The sequence below is a fragment of the Pseudomonas sp. EB271-G4-1 genome (assembly GCF_058791355.1).
Map to the genome: position 1 here is coordinate 23501 of NZ_JBYTEO010000023.1, position 17036 is coordinate 40536.

The following is a 17036-nucleotide window of genomic DNA, read 5'->3' on the forward strand; positions in this document are numbered from 1 at the left end:
TCATATCAGACCGCTACCAGCACGACGGCGCCGATTACCAGCACGGCACCAGCAGCCATCGAGGCGGCATACCAACGCAGTTGACCCGTCTCGGTACGGCTCAGGGCGGTGTGACCGCCTTTGGCCATGCGCGGGATCAGGCCGATGGTCTGGTCCAGTGGGTCTTTGCGCAGGATGTGGCTGATCGCCAGGTATGGCTTGACGAACAGTTTGTCGTAGATCCAGTCGAAGCCCCAGGCAGCGAACCACCAGGCCGAGAGGAAACGGCCGATGCCGCTGTTGGCGATCGCGGTGACGAAGCGACGCTTGCCGAGGAACAGCAGCGCAGCCAGCAGGATACCGGACAGGGCGATGGCGCCCGAGGCGATTTCCAGGCTGTGCTTGGCTTCGCCGCCGGCATGGCCGACGCTTTGCGGCAGTACGCCGTGCAGGGGTGGAACGATCATCGCGCCAATGGCGGTGGACAATACGATCAGCACCGACAGCGGCAGCCAGTGAGCGATGCCGTGACCGGCGTGGGCTTCGGTCTTCGCTTCACCGTGGAACGCGATGAAGATCAGGCGGAAGGTGTACAGCGAGGTCATGAACGCACCGACCAGACCTGCGTAGAGCAGACCCTGGTTGCCGCTGGCGAACGCTTCCCAGAGGATTTCGTCCTTGGAGTAGAAACCTGCGGTCACCAGTGGCAGGGCCGCCAGGGCCGCACCGCCAACGATGAAGCTGGCGTAGGCCAGAGGCAGTTTCTTCCACAGGCCGCCCATCTTGAAGATGTCCTGCTCGTGGTGGCAGGCAACGATCACCGCACCGGAGGCAAGGAACAACAGCGCCTTGAAGAAGGCGTGGGTCATCAGGTGGAAGATCGCGCCGTCCCAGGCGCCAACGCCCAGGGCCAGGAACATGTAGCCGATCTGGCTCATGGTCGAGTAGGCGAGGATACGCTTGATGTCGGTTTGAACCAGGGCGGCAAAACCTGCCAGCACCAGGGTCACACCGCCGACGATGCCGACCAGGTGCAGGATTTCCGGCGCCAGGGTGAACAGGCCGTGGGTACGGGCGATCAGGTAGACGCCCGCGGTTACCATGGTTGCGGCGTGGATCAGTGCCGAAACCGGGGTAGGACCGGCCATCGCGTCCGCCAGCCAGGTTTGCAGCGGCAGTTGCGCGGATTTACCGACAGCGCCGCCCAGCAGCATCAGGGTGGCCATGACCATCCAGAAGTCACCGGCCTGGAATTTCTGCGGTGCCAGCACCAGCAGTTCCTGGACGTTCAGCGTACCCAGTTGGGCGAACAGGATGAACAGGCCGATAGCCATGAACACGTCGCCGATACGGGTCACGATGAAGGCCTTGAGCGCGGCGTTACCGTTGTTGCGGTTGCTGTAGTAGAAACCGATCAACAGGTACGAGCACAGGCCCACGCCTTCCCAGCCGAAGTACAGGAACAACAGGTTATCGCCCAACACCAGGAACAGCATGCTGGCGATAAACAGGTTGGTGTAGGCGAAGAAGCGCGAGTAACCGGCTTCACCGCGCATGTACCAGGACGCGAACAGGTGGATCAGGAAACCCACGCCAACCACCACACCGAGCATGGTCAGGGACAGACCATCGAGGTACAGCGCGAAGTTCGGCGTGAAGCCTTCCACCGCCATCCACTGCCACAACACCTGGGTGTAGTGGCCGTCTTCCGGTGGGGCGACGTTGAATTGCCAGATCACGTAAGCCGTGACGATGGCCGACAAGCCGACGGAACCGACGCCGATCAGCGCCGAGAGGTTTTCCGAGAGGCGTCCACGGGAGAACGACAGCAGCAGGAAACCAATGAGAGGGAATACGAAAGTCAGATAGAGAAGATTCATCCGCGCATCTCGCTGGCAGCGTCGATATCGAGAGTGTGGAAGCGGCGGTACAGCTGCAACAGAATCGCCAGGCCGATACTGGCCTCGGCGGCTGCCAGGCTGATCACCAGGATGAACATGATCTGTCCATCCGGCTGCGCCCAACGGCTACCGGCAACGATGAACGCCAAGGCGGAGGCATTCATCATGACCTCCAGGCTCATCAGCACGAAAAGAATGTTGCGGCGGACCATCAGGCCGACCAGACCGAGGCAGAACAGGATGCCGGCGACCGCCAGACCATGCTCCATAGGGATAGCAGGCATCGTCATTGCTCCTTGGCTTCGTTGCGGCCCAAGTGGAACGCCGTCACGGCTGCGGCGAGCAGCAGCATCGAGGCGAGTTCGACCACCAGCAGGTACGGACCGAACAGGCTGATGCCCACGGCCTTGGCGTCTACGGTGGTGTGGCCAACGGCCTCACCGGTCTGGTGGGAGAACAGCACATACAGCAGTTCCACCAGCAGCAGCGCAGCCAGGGCGACCGGGCCGGCCCAAATACCGGGCTTGAGCCAGACGCGCTCTTGCTGAACCGAGGCCGGGCCAAGGTTCAGCATCATCACCACGAACACGAACAGCACCATGATGGCGCCAGCGTAGGCGATCACTTCCAGGACACCGGCAAACGGCGCGCCGAGGGCGAAAAACGTCATCGCCACGGCAATCAGCGAAATGATCAGGTAGAGCAGGGCGTGCACAGGGTTGGTGTTGGTGATCACGCGAAGCGTGGACACCACAGCGATACCCGATGCGAAATAGAAAGCGAATTCCATCTTTCTTCCTTAAGGCAGCAAGCTCTTCACGTTGATCGGTTCGGCTTCATTCTGCGCGGAGCCCTTCGGCTTACCGGCAATCGCCATACCTGCAACACGATAGAAGTTGTAATCAGGGTTTTTGCCGGGGCCGGAGATCAGCAGATCTTCTTTCTCGTAAACCAGGTCCTGACGTTTGAACTCGGCCATTTCGAAATCCGGCGTGAGCTGGATCGCGGTGGTCGGGCAGGCTTCCTCGCAGAGGCCGCAAAAGATGCAGCGCGAGAAGTTGATGCGGAAGAAGTCCGGATACCAGCGACCGTCTTCGGTTTCAGCTTTCTGCAGCGAGATGCAACCGACCGGGCACGCCACGGCGCACAGGTTGCAGGCTACACAACGCTCTTCGCCGTCGGGGTCGCGGGTCAGGACGATACGGCCACGGTAGCGCGGCGGCAGGTAGACCGGTTCTTCCGGGTACTGCAGCGTGTCGCGCTTGCGGAAGGCGTGGCCGAAAATCATCACCAGGCTGCGAAGCTGGGTGTAGAAGCCATGCACGATGTCAAATATGTACTTCATGATTCTCTATCCTCACTGAGCCGCGACGGCGGGCGTGTTGAGCAACACGATCGCAGCGGTCACCAGCATGTTGACGAGGGTCAGCGGCAGGCAGAACTTCCAGCTGAAATCCATCACCTGGTCATACCGTGGGCGCGGAATCGAGGCGCGCAGCAGGATGAACATCATGATGAAGAACGCGGTTTTCAGTGCGAACCAGATGAACGGGATCTGCGGCAGGATGCCGAACGGACCGTGCCAGCCACCGAAGAACAAGGTCACCAGCAGTGCCGAAATCAGCACGATGCCGATGTACTCTCCGACGAAGAACATGCCCCATTTCATGCCGGCGTATTCAATGTGGTAACCGTCGGCCAGTTCCTGCTCCGCTTCCGGCTGGTCGAACGGGTGACGGTGAGTCACGGCGACGCCAGCGATGAAGAAGGTCAGGAAGCCGAAGATCTGCGGAATGATGAACCACATGTTCTGCGCTTGGTATTCAACGATGTCGCGCATGTTGAACGAGCCGACCTGGATCACGATGCCCATCAGCGACAGGCCCATGAACACTTCGTACGACACGGTCTGTGCCGAGGCCCGCAAGCTGCCCAGCAGGGCGAACTTGTTGTTGCTCGACCAGCCGGCGAACAGCACCGCGTAGACCGACAGGCCGGCCATGGCGAAGAAGAACAGGATGCCGATGTTGATATCCGCCACGCCCCAGGTCGGGGTGATCGGGATGATCGCGAAGGCAATCAGCAGGGCGCTCATGGCCACGACCGGTGCCAGGGTGAAGATCATCTTGTCGGCGAATGGAGGCGTCCAGTCTTCCTTGAAGAACATCTTGATCATGTCGGCGGCGATCTGGAACGCGCCGAACGGGCCGACGCGGTTCGGACCGTAACGGTCCTGCCAGAGGGCGAGCAGGCGACGCTCCACCCAGCTGAGCAGGGCGCCGCAAACCACCACGGCGAGCAGGATCACCACGGCCTTGAGGACCGCGATGATCACGTCGATCACTTCAGGAGTGAACAAGGTCATTGAGCTGCCTCCTGCAGACCGTCAACGGATTTACCAAAGATCGCTGGCGGAATGCCGGCGATGCCCGCAGGCAAGGCCACCAGGCCTGCGCCCAGCTCTTCGTTGATGCGCAGCGGCAGACGCAGGGTCTGGCCGGAAACGTTCAAGCTCAGCATGGCGCCGTCGTTGACACCCAGGCGGTCGGCTTCGGATTTGGCCAAGGCGACGTAGGCGGCCGGAATACGTTCCTGGACCGGCGCGGCTTTCGAAGAGTTCTCTTCGCTGCCGAACAGGTGGAAGAACGGCACGACCTGCCAGGTGCCCGGGGCCGGGTTGAACGCGCGCGGAACACTGGCGAACCAGTTCAGCGAATCACCTGTGCTTTCGATCAGGCGGGTGCCCGGGTCGCCAGCGCGGATGTGACCACCGACTTCGTCCTGGAACTTGTTCCAGGCTTGCGGCGAGTTCCAGCCCGGAGACCAGGCGAATGGCACTTGCTGGCGCGGTTCGGCCGAGCCCGAGTAACCTTCCATCGAGAAGGCGAACGCGGTGTCCTTGTCCTGCGGGGTACGCGGTTCGTGCACGCTGATGTCGGCGCGCATGGCGGTACGACCGGAGTAACGCAACGGTTCACGGGCCAGTTTCATGCCCTTGATGCGGAACGCGGCGGACGGAGCGGCATCGACGATGCGGTTCAATTGCGGCGTGCTTGCAGCCACGGCAGCGGTGACGTGGTCCAGTTGGGTCCAGTCGATCGGCTGGTTCAGCAGGGTCGCACGCAGGGCATGCAGCCAGCGCCAGCCTTCGTGAACCAGGATGCTCGCGTCCATGTACTTCGGATCGAACACCTGGAAGAAGCGCTGGGCGCGACCTTCCTGGCTAACCAGGGTACCGTCGCCTTCAGCGAAGCTGGCGGCTGGCAGGACCAGGTGTGCGCGATCGCTGGTAGCGGTCTTCTGGTGGTCGGCCACGATCAGCACTTTGGTGGCGTTCAGGGCTGCGTCGACCTTGGCCTTGTCAGTGCGGGTGTACAGATCGTTTTCCAGCACGACGATGGCGTCGGCTTTACCGTCGATCACCGCTTGCAGGGCTGCATCGACCGATTCGCCACCGAGCATGGCCAGGCCGAGGCTGTTGGCCTCAGGCACGATCAGGCTGATGGAACCGTTCTTCTCGCGCAGCTTCAGGGCCTTGGCGATGTTCGCGGCAGCTTCGATCAGGGCTTTGGAGCCCAGGGAAGTGCCGGCGATGATCAGTGGGCGCTTGGCCGCGAGCAGGGCGTCGGCAATGCGCTTGGCCAGCTCGAGGGCTTCGGCGTCCAGGCCTTCGACGGCCGGAGCGCTGGCGTCGAGGGCGTGAGCCACGGCGAAACCGATGCGGGCCAGGTCGTCGGGAGCGGCGTGAACGCACTCTTCGGCGATGTCGTCGAGCTTGGTTTCAGCCAGGCTTGCAATGAACAGCGGGTTCAGCGCGTGCTGGCCGATGTTCTTCACCGCAGCGTCGAGCCAAGGCTGGACGCGCATGGCGTCAGCCATGTCTTCGGCCTTGCCCTTGACCGATTGACGCAGGGACAGGGCCATACGAGCAGCAGTCTGGGTCAGGTCTTCACCGAGGACGAACACGGCGTCGTGGTCTTCGATGTCGCGCATGTTCGGCACAGGCAGCGGGCTGTCTTTGAGCACCTGCAGGACCAGACGGATGCGTTCCAGCTCGGCAGCTTCGATACCGGAGTAGAAGTGCTCGGCACCGACCAGTTCGCGCAACGCGTAGTTGCTTTCGAGGCTGGCGCGGGGCGAACCGATACCGACGATGTTGCGACCGCGCAGCAGGTCGGCGGCTTTATCCAGGGCTTCGTCGAGGCTCAGCTTGGCGCCATTGGCCAGCAGGGGCTGACGTGGGCGGTCTTCGCGGTTGACGTAGCCATAGCCGAAACGGCCACGGTCGCACAGGAAGTACTGGTTCACCGAACCGTTGTAGCGGTTTTCGATACGACGCAGTTCACCGTAGCGCTCGCCCGGGGAGATGTTGCAACCGCTGGAGCAGCCATGGCAGATACTCGGCGAGAACTGCATGTCCCACTTACGGTTGTAGCGCTCGGAGTGAGTCTTGTCGGTGAACACACCGGTCGGGCAGACCTCGGTCAGGTTGCCGGAGAACTCGCTTTCCAGCACGCCGTCTTCAACGCGACCGAAGTACACGTTGTCGTGGGCGCCGAATACGCCGAGGTCGGTGCCGCCAGCGTAGTCTTTATAGAAGCGCACGCAGCGGTAGCAAGCGATGCAGCGGTTCATCTCGTGGGAAATGAACGGGCCCAGTTGCTGGTTCTGGTGGGTACGCTTGGTGAAGCGGTAACGGCGCTCGTTGTGGCCGGTCATTACCGTCATGTCTTGCAGGTGGCAGTGACCGCCTTCCTCACAGACCGGGCAGTCGTGAGGGTGGTTGGTCATCAGCCATTCAACAACGCTGGCGCGAAATGCCTTGGACTCTTCATCGTCGATGGAGATCCAGGTGCCATCGGTGGCAGGGGTCATGCAGGACATGACGATACGACCACGGGTGTCGTTCTCGTCGGTGTACTGCTTGACCGCGCACTGGCGGCAAGCGCCAACGCTGCCGAGGGCAGGGTGCCAGCAGAAATACGGAATATCGAGGCCCAGAGACAGACATGCCTGTAACAGGTTGTCTGCCCCATCGACTTCGAGCGCTTTGCCGTCTACGTGGATAGTGGCCATGGTTCAAAGTTCTTCGTTGGCCCGGTGTCAGCGGGCGTGGCTAATGGAATCTTGTTATCCGCGCGAATCAACACAGCCGGTGAAGGCGTCATCGCGCGAAAAGCGAAGGGCACGGACCCTTCGCCTTTTTTAAGCATTTACGCGCCGACTACGATCGGCCTTGCCAGAGGCGGGACGGCGGCGCGGGTAGGCGCGATGCCGGCTTCGAACTCGTGGCGGAAGTATTTGATGGCACTGCCCAACGGCTCCACGGCGCCCGGTGCGTGAGCACAGAAGGTCTTGCCTGGGCCAAGGAAGCCGACCAGACCCAGCAGGGTCTCGATGTCGCCGGCTTGCCCTTCACCGTTCTCGATGGCCATCAGCAGCTTGACGCTCCATGGCAGGCCATCGCGGCAAGGGGTGCAGAAGCCGCAGGATTCGCGGGCGAAGAACTGCTCCATGTTGCGCAGCAGGGACACCATGTTGACGCTGTCGTCCACCGCCATGGCCAGGCCGGTACCCATACGGGTGCCCACCTTGGCGATGCCGCCGGCGTACATTTGTGCGTCCAGGTGTTCCGGCAACAGGAAGCCGGTACCGGCACCGCCAGGCTGCCAGGCCTTGAGCTTGTAACCGTCGCGCATGCCGCCAGCATAGTCTTCGAACAGCTCGCGAGCGGTGACGCCAAACGGCAGCTCCCACAGGCCAGGGTTCTTGACCTTGCCGGAGAAGCCCATGAGCTTGGTGCCCATGTCTTCGCTGCCTTCGCGAGCCAACGATTTGTACCAGTCCACGCCGTCGGCGATGATCGCCGGCACGTTGCACAGGGTCTCGACGTTGTTCACGCAGGTCGGCTTGCCCCATACGCCAACGGCGGCAGGGAAGGGCGGCTTGGAGCGCGGGTTGGCGCGGCGGCCTTCGAGGGAGTTGATCAGTGCGGTTTCTTCACCGCAGATGTAACGCCCGGCACCGGTGTGGACGAACAGCTCGAAATCAAAGCCGCTGCCCAGGATGTTCTTGCCCAAAAGACCGGCTGCCTTGGCTTCTTCCACGGCACGGTTCAGGTGCTTGGCGGCGGTGGTGTACTCGCCGCGCAGGAAGATGTAGCCACGGTAGGTTTTCAGTGCGCGGGCACTGATCAGCATGCCTTCGATCAGCAGATGGGGCAGTTGCTCCATCAGCATGCGGTCTTTCCAGGTGTTGGGCTCCATTTCATCCGCGTTGCACAGCAGGTAGCGGATGTTGATGGATTCGTCTTTTGGCATCAGGCCCCACTTCACGCCAGTGGGGAAGCCTGCACCGCCGCGGCCTTTAAGGCCGGAGTCTTTCACGGTCTGGACGATATCGTCCTGGGCCATGTCGGCGAAGGCCTTGCGCGCCGCGGCGTAACCGTTCTTGGCCTGGTATTCGTCGAGCCATACGGCTTCGCCGTCGTCACGCAGGCGCCAGGTGAGCGGGTGAGTCTCGGCCGAACGCTTGATGCGGTTGGCCGGACCGAAGGAAGTCAGGGTCATACGTAGCCCTCGAGCAATTTGGCAACGCCAGCTGGCTGCACATCACCGAAAGTGTCGTCGTCGATCATCAACGCCGGCGCCTTGTCGCAGTTGCCGAGGCAGCAGACCGGCAGCAGGGTGAAACGACCGTCGGTGGTGGTTTGACCCAGGCCGATGCCGAGTTTGCTCTGGATTTCGCTGACCACCGACTCGTGGCCGCCGATGTAGCAGACCATGCTGTCGCAGACGCGAATGATGTGACGGCCCACTGGCTGACGGAAGATCTGGCTGTAGAACGTCGCCACGCCTTCAACGTCGCTGGCCGGGATGCCGAGGATCTCGCCGATGGCGTACAAGGCGCCGTCCGGCACCCAGCCACGTTCCTTCTGGACGATCTTCAGGGCTTCGATCGACGCCGCGCGCGGGTCTTCGTAGTGATGCAACTCGTGCTCGATGGCCGAGCGCTCGGTTTCACTCAAGGTGAAACGGTCTGTCTGGATAAGCGTGCTGTTCATGCTTAGCGGTCCACGTCGGCCATAACGAAATCGATACTACCCAGGTACGCGATCAAGTCCGCGACCATGCTGCCTTTGATCACCGAAGGGATCTGCTGCAGGTGCGGGAAGCTTGGGGTACGAATCCGGGTGCGGTAGCTCATGGTGCCGCCATCGCTCGTCAGGTAATAACTGTTGATGCCCTTGGTCGCTTCGATCATCTGGAAGGATTCGTTGGCCGGCATGACCGGGCCCCACGAAACTTGCAGGAAGTGCGTGATCAAGGTCTCGATGTGCTGCAGCGTGCGCTCTTTCGGTGGCGGCGTGGTCAGCGGGTGATCCGCCTTGTACGGGCCTTCCGGCATGTTGCGCAGGCACTGGTCGATGATCTTGATGCTCTGGCGCATTTCTTCCACGCGCACGATGCAACGATCGTAGGCATCGCCATTGGCCGCCAGCGGCACTTCGAACTCGAAGTTCTCGTAGCCCGAGTACGGGCGCGCCTTACGCAGGTCGAAGTCGCAACCGGTGGCACGCAGGCCGGCACCGGTGACGCCCCATTCCAGGGCTTGCTTGGTGTTGTAGTCGGCGACGCCGATGGTCCGGCCACGCAGGATGCTGTTGTCCAGCGCGGCTTTCTGGTATTCGTCCAGGCGCTTGGGCATCCACTCGACGAAATCCTTGACCAGTTTTTCCCAGCCGCGCGGCAGGTCGTGGGCGACGCCACCGATGCGGTACCAGGCCGGGTGCAGGCGGAAACCGGTGATGGCTTCGATCACCGTGTACGCCTTCTGGCGGTCGGTGAAGGTGAAGAACACCGGGGTCATGGCGCCAACGTCCTGGATGTAGGTACCCAGGAACAGCAGGTGGCTGGTGATCCGGAAGAACTCGGCCATCATGATGCGGATGACGTCGACCTTCTCAGGCACCTTGATGCCGGCCAGCTTCTCGACCGAGAGCACGTACGGCAAGTTGTTCATCACGCCGCCGAGGTAGTCGATACGGTCGGTGTACGGGATGAAGCTGTGCCAGGACTGACGCTCGGCCATCTTCTCGGCGCCACGATGGTGGTAGCCGATGTCCGGGACGCAGTCGACGATCTCTTCACCGTCCAGCTGCAGGATGATGCGGAACGCACCGTGCGCCGAAGGGTGGTTGGGACCCAGGTTGAGGAACATGTAGTCCTCGTTCGGGCCGGAACGCTTCATGCCCCAGTCTTCAGGCTTGAAGCGCGCGGCTTCTTCCTCGAGCTGTTGCTTGGCCAGGGTCAGGCTGTACGGGTCGAACTCGGTGGCACGGGCCGGGAAGTCCTTGCGCAGCGGGTGACCTTCCCAGGTCGGCGGCATCATGATGCGCGACAGGTGCGGGTGACCTTTGAAGTCGATGCCGTACATGTCCCAGACTTCACGCTCGTACCAGTTGGCATTTGGCCAGATGCTGGTGACGGTTGGCAGGCTGAGGTCGCTCTCGGACAAGGCGACCTTGATCATGACGTCACTATTACGTTCGATCGACATCAGGTGGTAGAACACGGAGAAGTCGACGCCGTTCGGCAGCCCTTGACGCTTGGTGCGCAGACGCTCGTCCACGCCATGCAGGTCATAGAGCATGACGTACGGCTTGGGCAGGTTGCGCAGGAACGTCAGGACTTCGACGAGTTTGGCGCGGGCAACCCAAAGCACCGGCATGCCGGTGCGGGTAGGCTGGGCGGTAAACGCCTCCGGGCCAAAACGGTTGTTCAGTTCGACGACCACATCCTGGTCGTCTGCCTTGTAAGGCGGGATGTACAGAGCACTGCCTGTAGTCATGGTTATTTAATCGCTTTCGGTCAACGTAAAGAATGAAGCCAGTGTCTCGTTCTATTGAAGAAGCAGAGCTGGATCAGACTTCGTCGGGGCTGCGCAGGTTGGTGACTGCGATTCGCTGTTCGCGGCGCTTGTCCTTTTCGGAAGGCATCTCGGCGCGATATACGCCTTGATCGCCAACGACCCAGGAAAGCGGACGACGCTCCTGTCCAATCGACTCCTGCAGCAGCATCAAGCCTTGCAGGAAAGCTTCAGGGCGGGGCGGGCAGCCAGGCACGTAGACGTCCACGGGCAGGAATTTGTCCACCCCTTGAACGACGGAGTAGATGTCGTACATGCCACCGGAGTTGGCGCACGAACCCATGGAGATGACCCATTTAGGTTCGAGCATTTGCTCGTAGAGACGCTGAATGATCGGCGCCATCTTGATGAAGCAGGTACCGGCGATAACCATGAAATCCGCCTGGCGCGGCGATGCCCGGATAACCTCGGCGCCGAAGCGCGCGATGTCGTGGGGCGCCGTGAAGGCGGTGGTCATTTCCACGTAGCAGCACGAAAGACCGAAGTTATACGGCCACAGGGAGTTCTTGCGCCCCCAGTTGATCGTGCCGTTAAGCACGTCTTCGAGCTTGCCCATGAAAATGTTTTTGTGGACTTGATCTTCTAACGGATCGGAAACGGTTTCCCGCTGGCCGATCGGATACTGCTCGTTAGGAGCATCGGGGTCGATCCTGGTGAGATTGTATTGCATTGCCAAAGCCTCATTGTTTCAGCTTCGCTTGCCGCTTGCGCCGAGCTTCCGGAGCCCAGTCAAGGGCGCCCACTCGGAATAGGTAGACAAGACCTGCCAACAGAATTGCTATGAAAACGAGAGCTTCGACGAATCCGGTCCAGCCGCTTTCGCGGACGGACACAGACCATGCAAAGAGAAAGAGGGCTTCGATATCGAAGATCACGAACAGCATCGCGACCAGATAGAATTTGGCTGAGAGCCGCAAGCGGGCGCCACCTGTAGGTAGCATGCCGGACTCGAACGGTTCGTTTTTGCTGCGGCCCCAGGCTTTTGACCCAAGGAGGCTGGAGACGCCCAGCATGAAGGCACAGAGGCCGACGACGCCTAGAAGGAAAATGGCAAAGCCCCAGTTGTGGGCCATGAGTCCTGTCGCTTCGGGCATGCTGGTAATCCTTAACAGAGAGCAAAGGTCTCTGAGCTTGAAAAGGTAACAACGCAGTGACGATATGTCGCAGCAATCAATCCCGCTGATTTTATGGCTAAACACCCAGCAAGTAAAATTCCTATAGCGAAATTATTTATAGGAATAAGGACATAGCGAGCGGCAAAAGCGCCGTAGCCCTTGCGTTGCGGGCATTAGCCGGCATTTTTGGAAATATGTTTTGTAGGGAATGTAACGAACATAGTTTTGGCTAAATGATAATCAATATTGTTTGAGTGGGTTTTTAAACTGTTTATCAGGTTTATGGTTGGGAAGTTGCCTTACATGCACGTAACTGTAGGAGCTGACGAGTGAAACGAGGCTGCGATCTTTTGATCTTGTTTATCGGCAAAATCAAAAGATCGCAGCCTCGTTTCACTCGTCAGCTCCTACAGGGTTACGGGGGTTTGTGGTGCTGCGCGCAAAAAAAAACGCCCCGAACCAGTCGGGGCGTCAGGTGTGCAGCGCTGCGGTTAGCTTTCTATAGGGCCCACAGCGGCTGATGTCTCAATCGAAGCAGATCAGTGGAACTGTTCTTCTTCAGTCGAACCGGTCAGAGCGGTCACCGACGACGAGCCACCCTGGATCACGGTGGTCATGTCGTCGAAGTAACCGGTGCCCACTTCCTGCTGGTGAGCCACGAAGGTGTAGCCCTTGGCGGCGTCGGCGAATTCCTGCTCCTGCAGCTTCACGTAGGCAGTCATGTCGTTGCGGGCGTAGTCGTGCGCCAGGTTGAACATGCTGTGCCACATGTTGTGAATGCCGGCCAGGGTGATGAACTGGTGCTTGTAACCCATGGCGGACAGTTCGCGCTGGAACTTGGCGATGGTCGCGTCGTCCAGGTTTTTCTTCCAGTTGAAGGAAGGCGAGCAGTTGTACGACAGCAGTTGGTCCGGGTATTCCTTCTTGATCGCTTCAGCGAAGCGACGAGCCTCTTCCAGGTCTGGCTTGGCGGTTTCGCACCAGATCAGGTCGGCGTACGGTGCATAGGCCAGGCCGCGAGCGATTGCCTGGTCGAGGCCGGCGCGCACTTTGTAGAAGCCTTCCTGGGTACGTTCGCCAGTTACGAACGGCTGGTCGTACGGGTCGCAGTCGGAAGTCAGCAGGTCGGCGGCGTTAGCGTCGGTACGGGCCAGGATGATGGTCGGAGTACCGGCAACGTCGGCTGCCAGACGGGCAGCGGTCAGCTTCTGTACCGCTTCCTGGGTAGGAACCAGTACCTTGCCGCCCATGTGGCCGCATTTCTTCACGGAAGCCAGCTGGTCTTCGAAGTGAACGCCGGCGGCGCCTGCCTCGATCATGCTCTTCATCAGCTCGTAGGCGTTCAGTACGCCGCCGAAACCGGCTTCGGCGTCAGCCACGATTGGCGCGAAGTAGTCGATGTAGCCTTCGTCGCCCGGGTTCTTGCCGGCTTTCCACTGGATCTGGTCGGCACGACGGAACGAGTTGTTGATGCGCTTGACCACGGTTGGAACCGAGTCCACCGGGTACAGCGACTGGTCAGGGTACATCGATTCGGCGGAGTTGTTGTCCGCAGCCACTTGCCAGCCCGACAGGTAGATCGCCTGGATACCGGCTTTGACTTGTTGTACAGCCTGGCCGCCGGTCAGGGCGCCCATGCAGTTGACGAAATCTTTCTCAGGACGGAAGGCTGGCTTGGCACCCTGGGTAACCAGGTTCCACAGCTTCTCGGCGCCCATTTTTGCAAAGGTGTGCTCAGGTTGAACCGAGCCACGCAGGCGGACGACGTCAGCAGCGGAGTAAGTGCGTGTCACGCCTTTCCAGCGCGGGTTTTCAGCCCAGTCTTTTTCGAGGGCTGCAATTTGCTGTTCGCGTGTCAGTGCCATGGGAGATAAACCTCGTCGCGTCTTTATGAAAAGTTGTTCTGCGGTGGAAAATTCCTGCGCTCGCTGACCAGAAGCTTAGGTGGTCAAGTCGGGTTCGGCGGGGGTGGCGACGGGATGAACGATGGCTCGAGGGGAAGTGAGCAGGTAAAGGCGAACTGCGGGCGCATTCGGGCGTCGTGGGCCTTGGTACGAACATCAGTGTGGTGCCGGATTACCTAATTACGCTTCCGTCCCTCGGGACAACTTCGTTCCAGTCGGCAACCTCGTCAAACACACCTTGTGGGCGGTACAGACACGAAGCGGTTCGCGGGGTAGGTGCGAACATCGCCTCGAAGGCCCTTGCCAGGGCCCCTGATTAGCGGGAGCGAGGCCATCATGCCTTTGCTTTTTTGACTCGTCAAACGTTTTGTAGTGCTTTTTTTCAGGCACTACATCTTTGGTCTAATACGACCTGCCAGTCAGTTTTTGGTGTCTTGGTCCAAAGTATCGACTTTCACCCGCAGGGTCATGTCATCGCGTCCCTGGGTCCCGTAGCTGCGGGCCATACCCTGTTTGTCGGCCTGTGTCTGGCGATTCACGCCGGCCAGCAGGATCCATTCCCCCAGGCGGCCGGTGACGGTTGTGTCGGTGCTTTGCACATTCACTACATCGGGACGTTCCTGGCTCATGCGGTCACGGTTGGTACTGATCGAAAGGTGAACGATCTCGCCGGTGACGTTGGCGGTGACGTAAAAGCCCTGGGTGACGTTGCGGTATTCGGTCTGGCTGCGCAGGTCGCCGTAGGAATCGACCTGGGTGCTGGTCAATGGCACGCTCTGGCCGACCTGGATCAGCGCCGGCATGCCGTCGGTGGCCTGGATTTGCTGGATGCCACCCTCGCGACTGGCGGTGCTATGGCTGATGATTCGGGTCTGGCCCGGCTTGGCGCCGTTCACCGAGTAGCCCTGATCGCCCTGAAAGTTGTTTTCGTTCGTATCGACTGTGATCAGCAAGCGTTTGGGTGCCGTATCGAGTTGGCTTAATAAAGTCTTAAGTTCGTCGATTTTGCGCTGATCGGCTTTGACGATGAGTTGATTGCCGTAAGCGCTGACTTGGCCATCCTTGCCGATGAAATCCTGCGCAACCGGCAACATGTCGGCACTGCTGTGGTAGTTCAGCGGCACGATTTCGGTGGCGGCCATGAGTGAAAAACTGCAGGTCACCAGCAGTGTGGTGAGCAGGGTGCGTAGGGACATATCCGTTATCTCCGCCAGCTTCAAAGTGTAGATAGTGCCAGTTTGTCGGCCCGGGGTGTGTAGGAGCGAGCATGCTCGCGATGGTCGTGAACGATGAAGCGTGAAGCCTGACACCCCGCGGCGTTCTCAAGTCCATCGCGAGCATGCTCGCTCCTACAGCGTGTTGGTATTACCGGTTTGTCGGCCTGGGAGGGGGCAAGTTGAATCGTAGACAGCAAAACGCCCCGGCATCGTATGATGCCAGGGCGTTTTGTGGTGGGCTTCAAGGCCCCATCGCGGGCAAGCCCGCTCCCACAGGTCTTGCGCGATCCTTGTGGGAGCGAGCCTGCTCGCGAAGGCCGCGACTCGGTATCAGCCCGAGTGACGAACCATGTCCACATGCGGAATCCCTGCTTCCAGGAACTCCTCGCTGACCATGTGAAAGCCCAGGCGCTCGTAGAACGCCGTGGCCTGCACCTGGGCGCTGAGCATTTGCTGCTTCAGCCCGCGCTCTTCGGCTTCGTCGATCACCGCATGCATCAGCGCATCGCCGACCTTCAGGCCGCGCCAGTCCTTGAGTACCGACACCCGGCCGACGTGACCGTCAGGCAGCAGGCGGGCGGTGCCGACCGGAAAGTCGCCTTCGAGGGCAAGAAAGTGCACGGCCGTGACATCGTCGGCATCCCATTCCAGCTCGGGTGGTACGGATTGCTCGGCGACGAACACCGCTTCACGAATGCGCCGGATCTCGGCGTTGTCCTTTTGCCAGTCTGCGACACGTACGTGAATCTTATTCATCGGCAAACCCCAGGCTTCCTTGCTTGACCAGTTCGCACAGCAGGCCGCGGCCATCTTCGTCGGTCAACCAGTCACCCAGGTTGTCGACGTGCAGCGCGTCGGCGGCGCAGATCATCTTCAGCAGTTCGCGCAGTTTGCCCGGCAGGTAGCGGCTCTGGCCGCTGGCAAACAGCAACAGGTCGTCATCGACTTCCGACCACGCCAGGCGCGCACTAGGGTTGCGGATCAGTACGGCGCCTTGCTCCAGCGCGCCGAGAACGTCTTCTTCCTCGAGGTCTTCAGGGCCGACCACCAGTTCCGGGTAGCGGGGTTCGGTCATGAACTGGCCGAACCAGGTCAGCAGCAGGCGCTCGTCGCTCATGTGTTCGGCCAGCAGGCTTTTCAGGCGGTCGAGGGCGTCATGCTGGATCTGGTGCGGATCGACCGCCGGCACGGCGTCGGCGTCGGTGTAGCGCTCTTCGTCCGACAGGAACTGGCTGAGGAAGTCGGTGAAGTGGGTCAGCACTTCAGCGGCGCTCGGTGCGCGGAAACCTACGGAGTAGGTCAGGCAGTCATCGACAGCCACGCCACAGTGGGCCAGGCGTGGCGGCAGGTAGAGCATGTCGCCCGGTTCCAGCACCCATTCATCGGTGGCCTCGAAGTCGGCGAGGATGCGCAGGTCCGCGTGTTGCAGCAGCGGGCTTTCGGCGTTGCACATCTGGCCGATTTTCCAGTTGCGCTTGCCGTGGCCTTGCAGCAGGAACACGTCGTAGTTGTCGAAGTGCGGGCCGACGCTGCCACCGGGGGCGGCGAAGCTGATCATCACGTCATCGATGCGCCAGCTCGGCAGGAAGCGGAAGTTTTCCAGCAGTTCGCTGACTTCCGGCACGAACTGGTCGACGGCCTGCACCAGCAGGGTCCAGTCGCGCTCCGGCAACTTGCTGAACTCGTCTTCGGCAAAGGGGCCGCGACGCAATTCCCATGGGCGCTCGCCGTTCTCGATGATCAGGCGCGATTCGACTTCTTCTTCCAGCGCCAGGCCGGCCAGTTCGTCGGCATCGATCGGGCTTTCGAAATCAGGAATCGCCTGACGGATCAACAGCGGTTTTTTCTGCCAGTAGTCGCGCAGGAACTCGCGTGCCGTGATGCCGCCCAGAAGTTGAAGAGGAATGTCAGGATTCATGTGTAACCTATTGAAAAAAAGCACTTTTCATACGGGAATAAAAACGCCCGGCGCGGCCGGGCGTCTTAAAAGGG

General features: G+C 60.6%; 15 protein-coding genes. All 15 read right to left on the minus strand.

The features are described from left to right. Positions 1-5 precede the first annotated feature (5 nt). Entirely contained in the window at positions 6-1859 is a 1854-nt protein-coding gene (gene nuoL, locus AC3WWR_RS13420; RefSeq protein WP_020799547.1) for an NADH-quinone oxidoreductase subunit L, read from the minus strand. Further along, the gene (gene nuoK, locus AC3WWR_RS13425; RefSeq protein ID WP_007946416.1) at positions 1856-2164 is read right to left on the minus strand and encodes an NADH-quinone oxidoreductase subunit NuoK; all 309 of its coding nucleotides are present in this window, start codon (positions 2162-2164) and stop codon (positions 1856-1858) included. The genes nuoL and nuoK overlap by 4 nt, the downstream gene beginning before the upstream one ends. A 2-nt stretch (positions 2165-2166) precedes the next feature. Then, complete coding sequence (gene nuoJ / locus AC3WWR_RS13430; protein WP_020799546.1) at positions 2167-2670, minus strand: NADH-quinone oxidoreductase subunit J; 504 nt, start codon at positions 2668-2670, stop codon at positions 2167-2169. Between the two features lie 9 nt (positions 2671-2679). Beyond that, on the minus strand, positions 2680-3225 hold the full coding sequence (gene nuoI, locus AC3WWR_RS13435) for an NADH-quinone oxidoreductase subunit NuoI (RefSeq protein ID WP_007970449.1): 546 nt from the start codon (positions 3223-3225) through the stop codon (positions 2680-2682). Between the two features lie 12 nt (positions 3226-3237). Then, positions 3238-4245: an NADH-quinone oxidoreductase subunit NuoH gene (gene nuoH / locus AC3WWR_RS13440; RefSeq protein WP_020799545.1), complete on the minus strand. Its 1008-nt coding sequence runs from the start codon at positions 4243-4245 to the stop codon at positions 3238-3240. After that, positions 4242-6956 carry an NADH-quinone oxidoreductase subunit NuoG gene (nuoG, locus tag AC3WWR_RS13445; protein WP_168758537.1) on the minus strand — a complete coding sequence of 905 codons (2715 nt, stop codon included), beginning with the start codon at positions 6954-6956 and terminating at the stop codon, positions 4242-4244. Before nuoG ends, nuoH begins: the two co-directional genes overlap by 4 nt. A 137-nt stretch (positions 6957-7093) precedes the next feature. Further along, a complete protein-coding gene (gene nuoF / locus AC3WWR_RS13450; protein ID WP_020799543.1) occupies positions 7094-8449 on the minus strand; it encodes an NADH-quinone oxidoreductase subunit NuoF in 1356 nt (451 codons plus the stop codon). Continuing rightward, positions 8446-8943, minus strand: coding sequence for an NADH-quinone oxidoreductase subunit NuoE (nuoE, locus tag AC3WWR_RS13455; RefSeq protein WP_008053447.1), 498 nt, complete (start codon positions 8941-8943; stop codon positions 8446-8448). Before nuoE ends, nuoF begins: the two co-directional genes overlap by 4 nt. Positions 8944-8945: 2 nt before the next feature. Continuing rightward, a complete protein-coding gene (gene nuoC, locus AC3WWR_RS13460; RefSeq protein WP_020799542.1) occupies positions 8946-10730 on the minus strand; it encodes an NADH-quinone oxidoreductase subunit C/D in 1785 nt (594 codons plus the stop codon). 73 nt (positions 10731-10803) lie between these two features. Next, positions 10804-11478, minus strand: coding sequence for a NuoB/complex I 20 kDa subunit family protein (locus AC3WWR_RS13465; RefSeq protein WP_008061991.1), 675 nt, complete (start codon positions 11476-11478; stop codon positions 10804-10806). Between the two features lie 10 nt (positions 11479-11488). Then, positions 11489-11902 carry an NADH-quinone oxidoreductase subunit A gene (locus AC3WWR_RS13470; protein ID WP_003223812.1) on the minus strand — a complete coding sequence of 138 codons (414 nt, stop codon included), beginning with the start codon at positions 11900-11902 and terminating at the stop codon, positions 11489-11491. Between the two features lie 560 nt (positions 11903-12462). Then, on the minus strand, positions 12463-13788 hold the full coding sequence (gene aceA, locus AC3WWR_RS13475) for an isocitrate lyase (RefSeq protein ID WP_020799541.1): 1326 nt from the start codon (positions 13786-13788) through the stop codon (positions 12463-12465). A gap of 458 nt (positions 13789-14246) precedes the next feature. Next, positions 14247-15023, minus strand: a complete 777-nt coding sequence (locus tag AC3WWR_RS13480) for a secretin N-terminal domain-containing protein (protein ID WP_033044677.1) — start codon at positions 15021-15023, stop codon at positions 14247-14249. Between the two features lie 351 nt (positions 15024-15374). Continuing rightward, the gene (locus AC3WWR_RS13485; RefSeq protein WP_033042527.1) at positions 15375-15800 is read right to left on the minus strand and encodes a GNAT family N-acetyltransferase; all 426 of its coding nucleotides are present in this window, start codon (positions 15798-15800) and stop codon (positions 15375-15377) included. Continuing rightward, positions 15793-16962 carry a ribosomal protein uL16 3-hydroxylase gene (locus AC3WWR_RS13490; protein ID WP_020799538.1) on the minus strand — a complete coding sequence of 390 codons (1170 nt, stop codon included), beginning with the start codon at positions 16960-16962 and terminating at the stop codon, positions 15793-15795. The genes AC3WWR_RS13485 and AC3WWR_RS13490 overlap by 8 nt, the downstream gene beginning before the upstream one ends. Between the last annotated feature and the right edge of the window lie 74 nt (positions 16963-17036).

Bases quoted from the DNA above. Each gene is read 5' to 3' on its own strand.
- nuoC (WP_020799542.1), bottom strand. From the start codon at position 10,730: ATGACTACAGGCAGTGCTCTGTACATCCCGCCTTACAAGGCAGACGAC.
- nuoJ (WP_020799546.1), bottom strand. From the start codon at position 2,670: ATGGAATTCGCTTTCTATTTCGCATCGGGTATCGCTGTGGTGTCCACG.
- AC3WWR_RS13480 (WP_033044677.1), bottom strand. From the start codon at position 15,023: ATGTCCCTACGCACCCTGCTCACCACACTGCTGGTGACCTGCAGTTTT.
- nuoG (WP_168758537.1), bottom strand. From the start codon at position 6,956: ATGGCCACTATCCACGTAGACGGCAAAGCGCTCGAAGTCGATGGGGCA.
- nuoE (WP_008053447.1), bottom strand. From the start codon at position 8,943: ATGAACAGCACGCTTATCCAGACAGACCGTTTCACCTTGAGTGAAACC.
- AC3WWR_RS13485 (WP_033042527.1), bottom strand. From the start codon at position 15,800: ATGAATAAGATTCACGTACGTGTCGCAGACTGGCAAAAGGACAACGCC.
- nuoI (WP_007970449.1), bottom strand. From the start codon at position 3,225: ATGAAGTACATATTTGACATCGTGCATGGCTTCTACACCCAGCTTCGC.
- nuoF (WP_020799543.1), bottom strand. From the start codon at position 8,449: ATGACCCTGACTTCCTTCGGTCCGGCCAACCGCATCAAGCGTTCGGCC.
- nuoK (WP_007946416.1), bottom strand. From the start codon at position 2,164: ATGCCTGCTATCCCTATGGAGCATGGTCTGGCGGTCGCCGGCATCCTG.
- AC3WWR_RS13465 (WP_008061991.1), bottom strand. From the start codon at position 11,478: ATGCAATACAATCTCACCAGGATCGACCCCGATGCTCCTAACGAGCAG.
- AC3WWR_RS13470 (WP_003223812.1), bottom strand. From the start codon at position 11,902: ATGCCCGAAGCGACAGGACTCATGGCCCACAACTGGGGCTTTGCCATT.
- AC3WWR_RS13490 (WP_020799538.1), bottom strand. From the start codon at position 16,962: ATGAATCCTGACATTCCTCTTCAACTTCTGGGCGGCATCACGGCACGC.
- aceA (WP_020799541.1), bottom strand. From the start codon at position 13,788: ATGGCACTGACACGCGAACAGCAAATTGCAGCCCTCGAAAAAGACTGG.
- nuoH (WP_020799545.1), bottom strand. From the start codon at position 4,245: ATGACCTTGTTCACTCCTGAAGTGATCGACGTGATCATCGCGGTCCTC.
- nuoL (WP_020799547.1), bottom strand. From the start codon at position 1,859: ATGAATCTTCTCTATCTGACTTTCGTATTCCCTCTCATTGGTTTCCTG.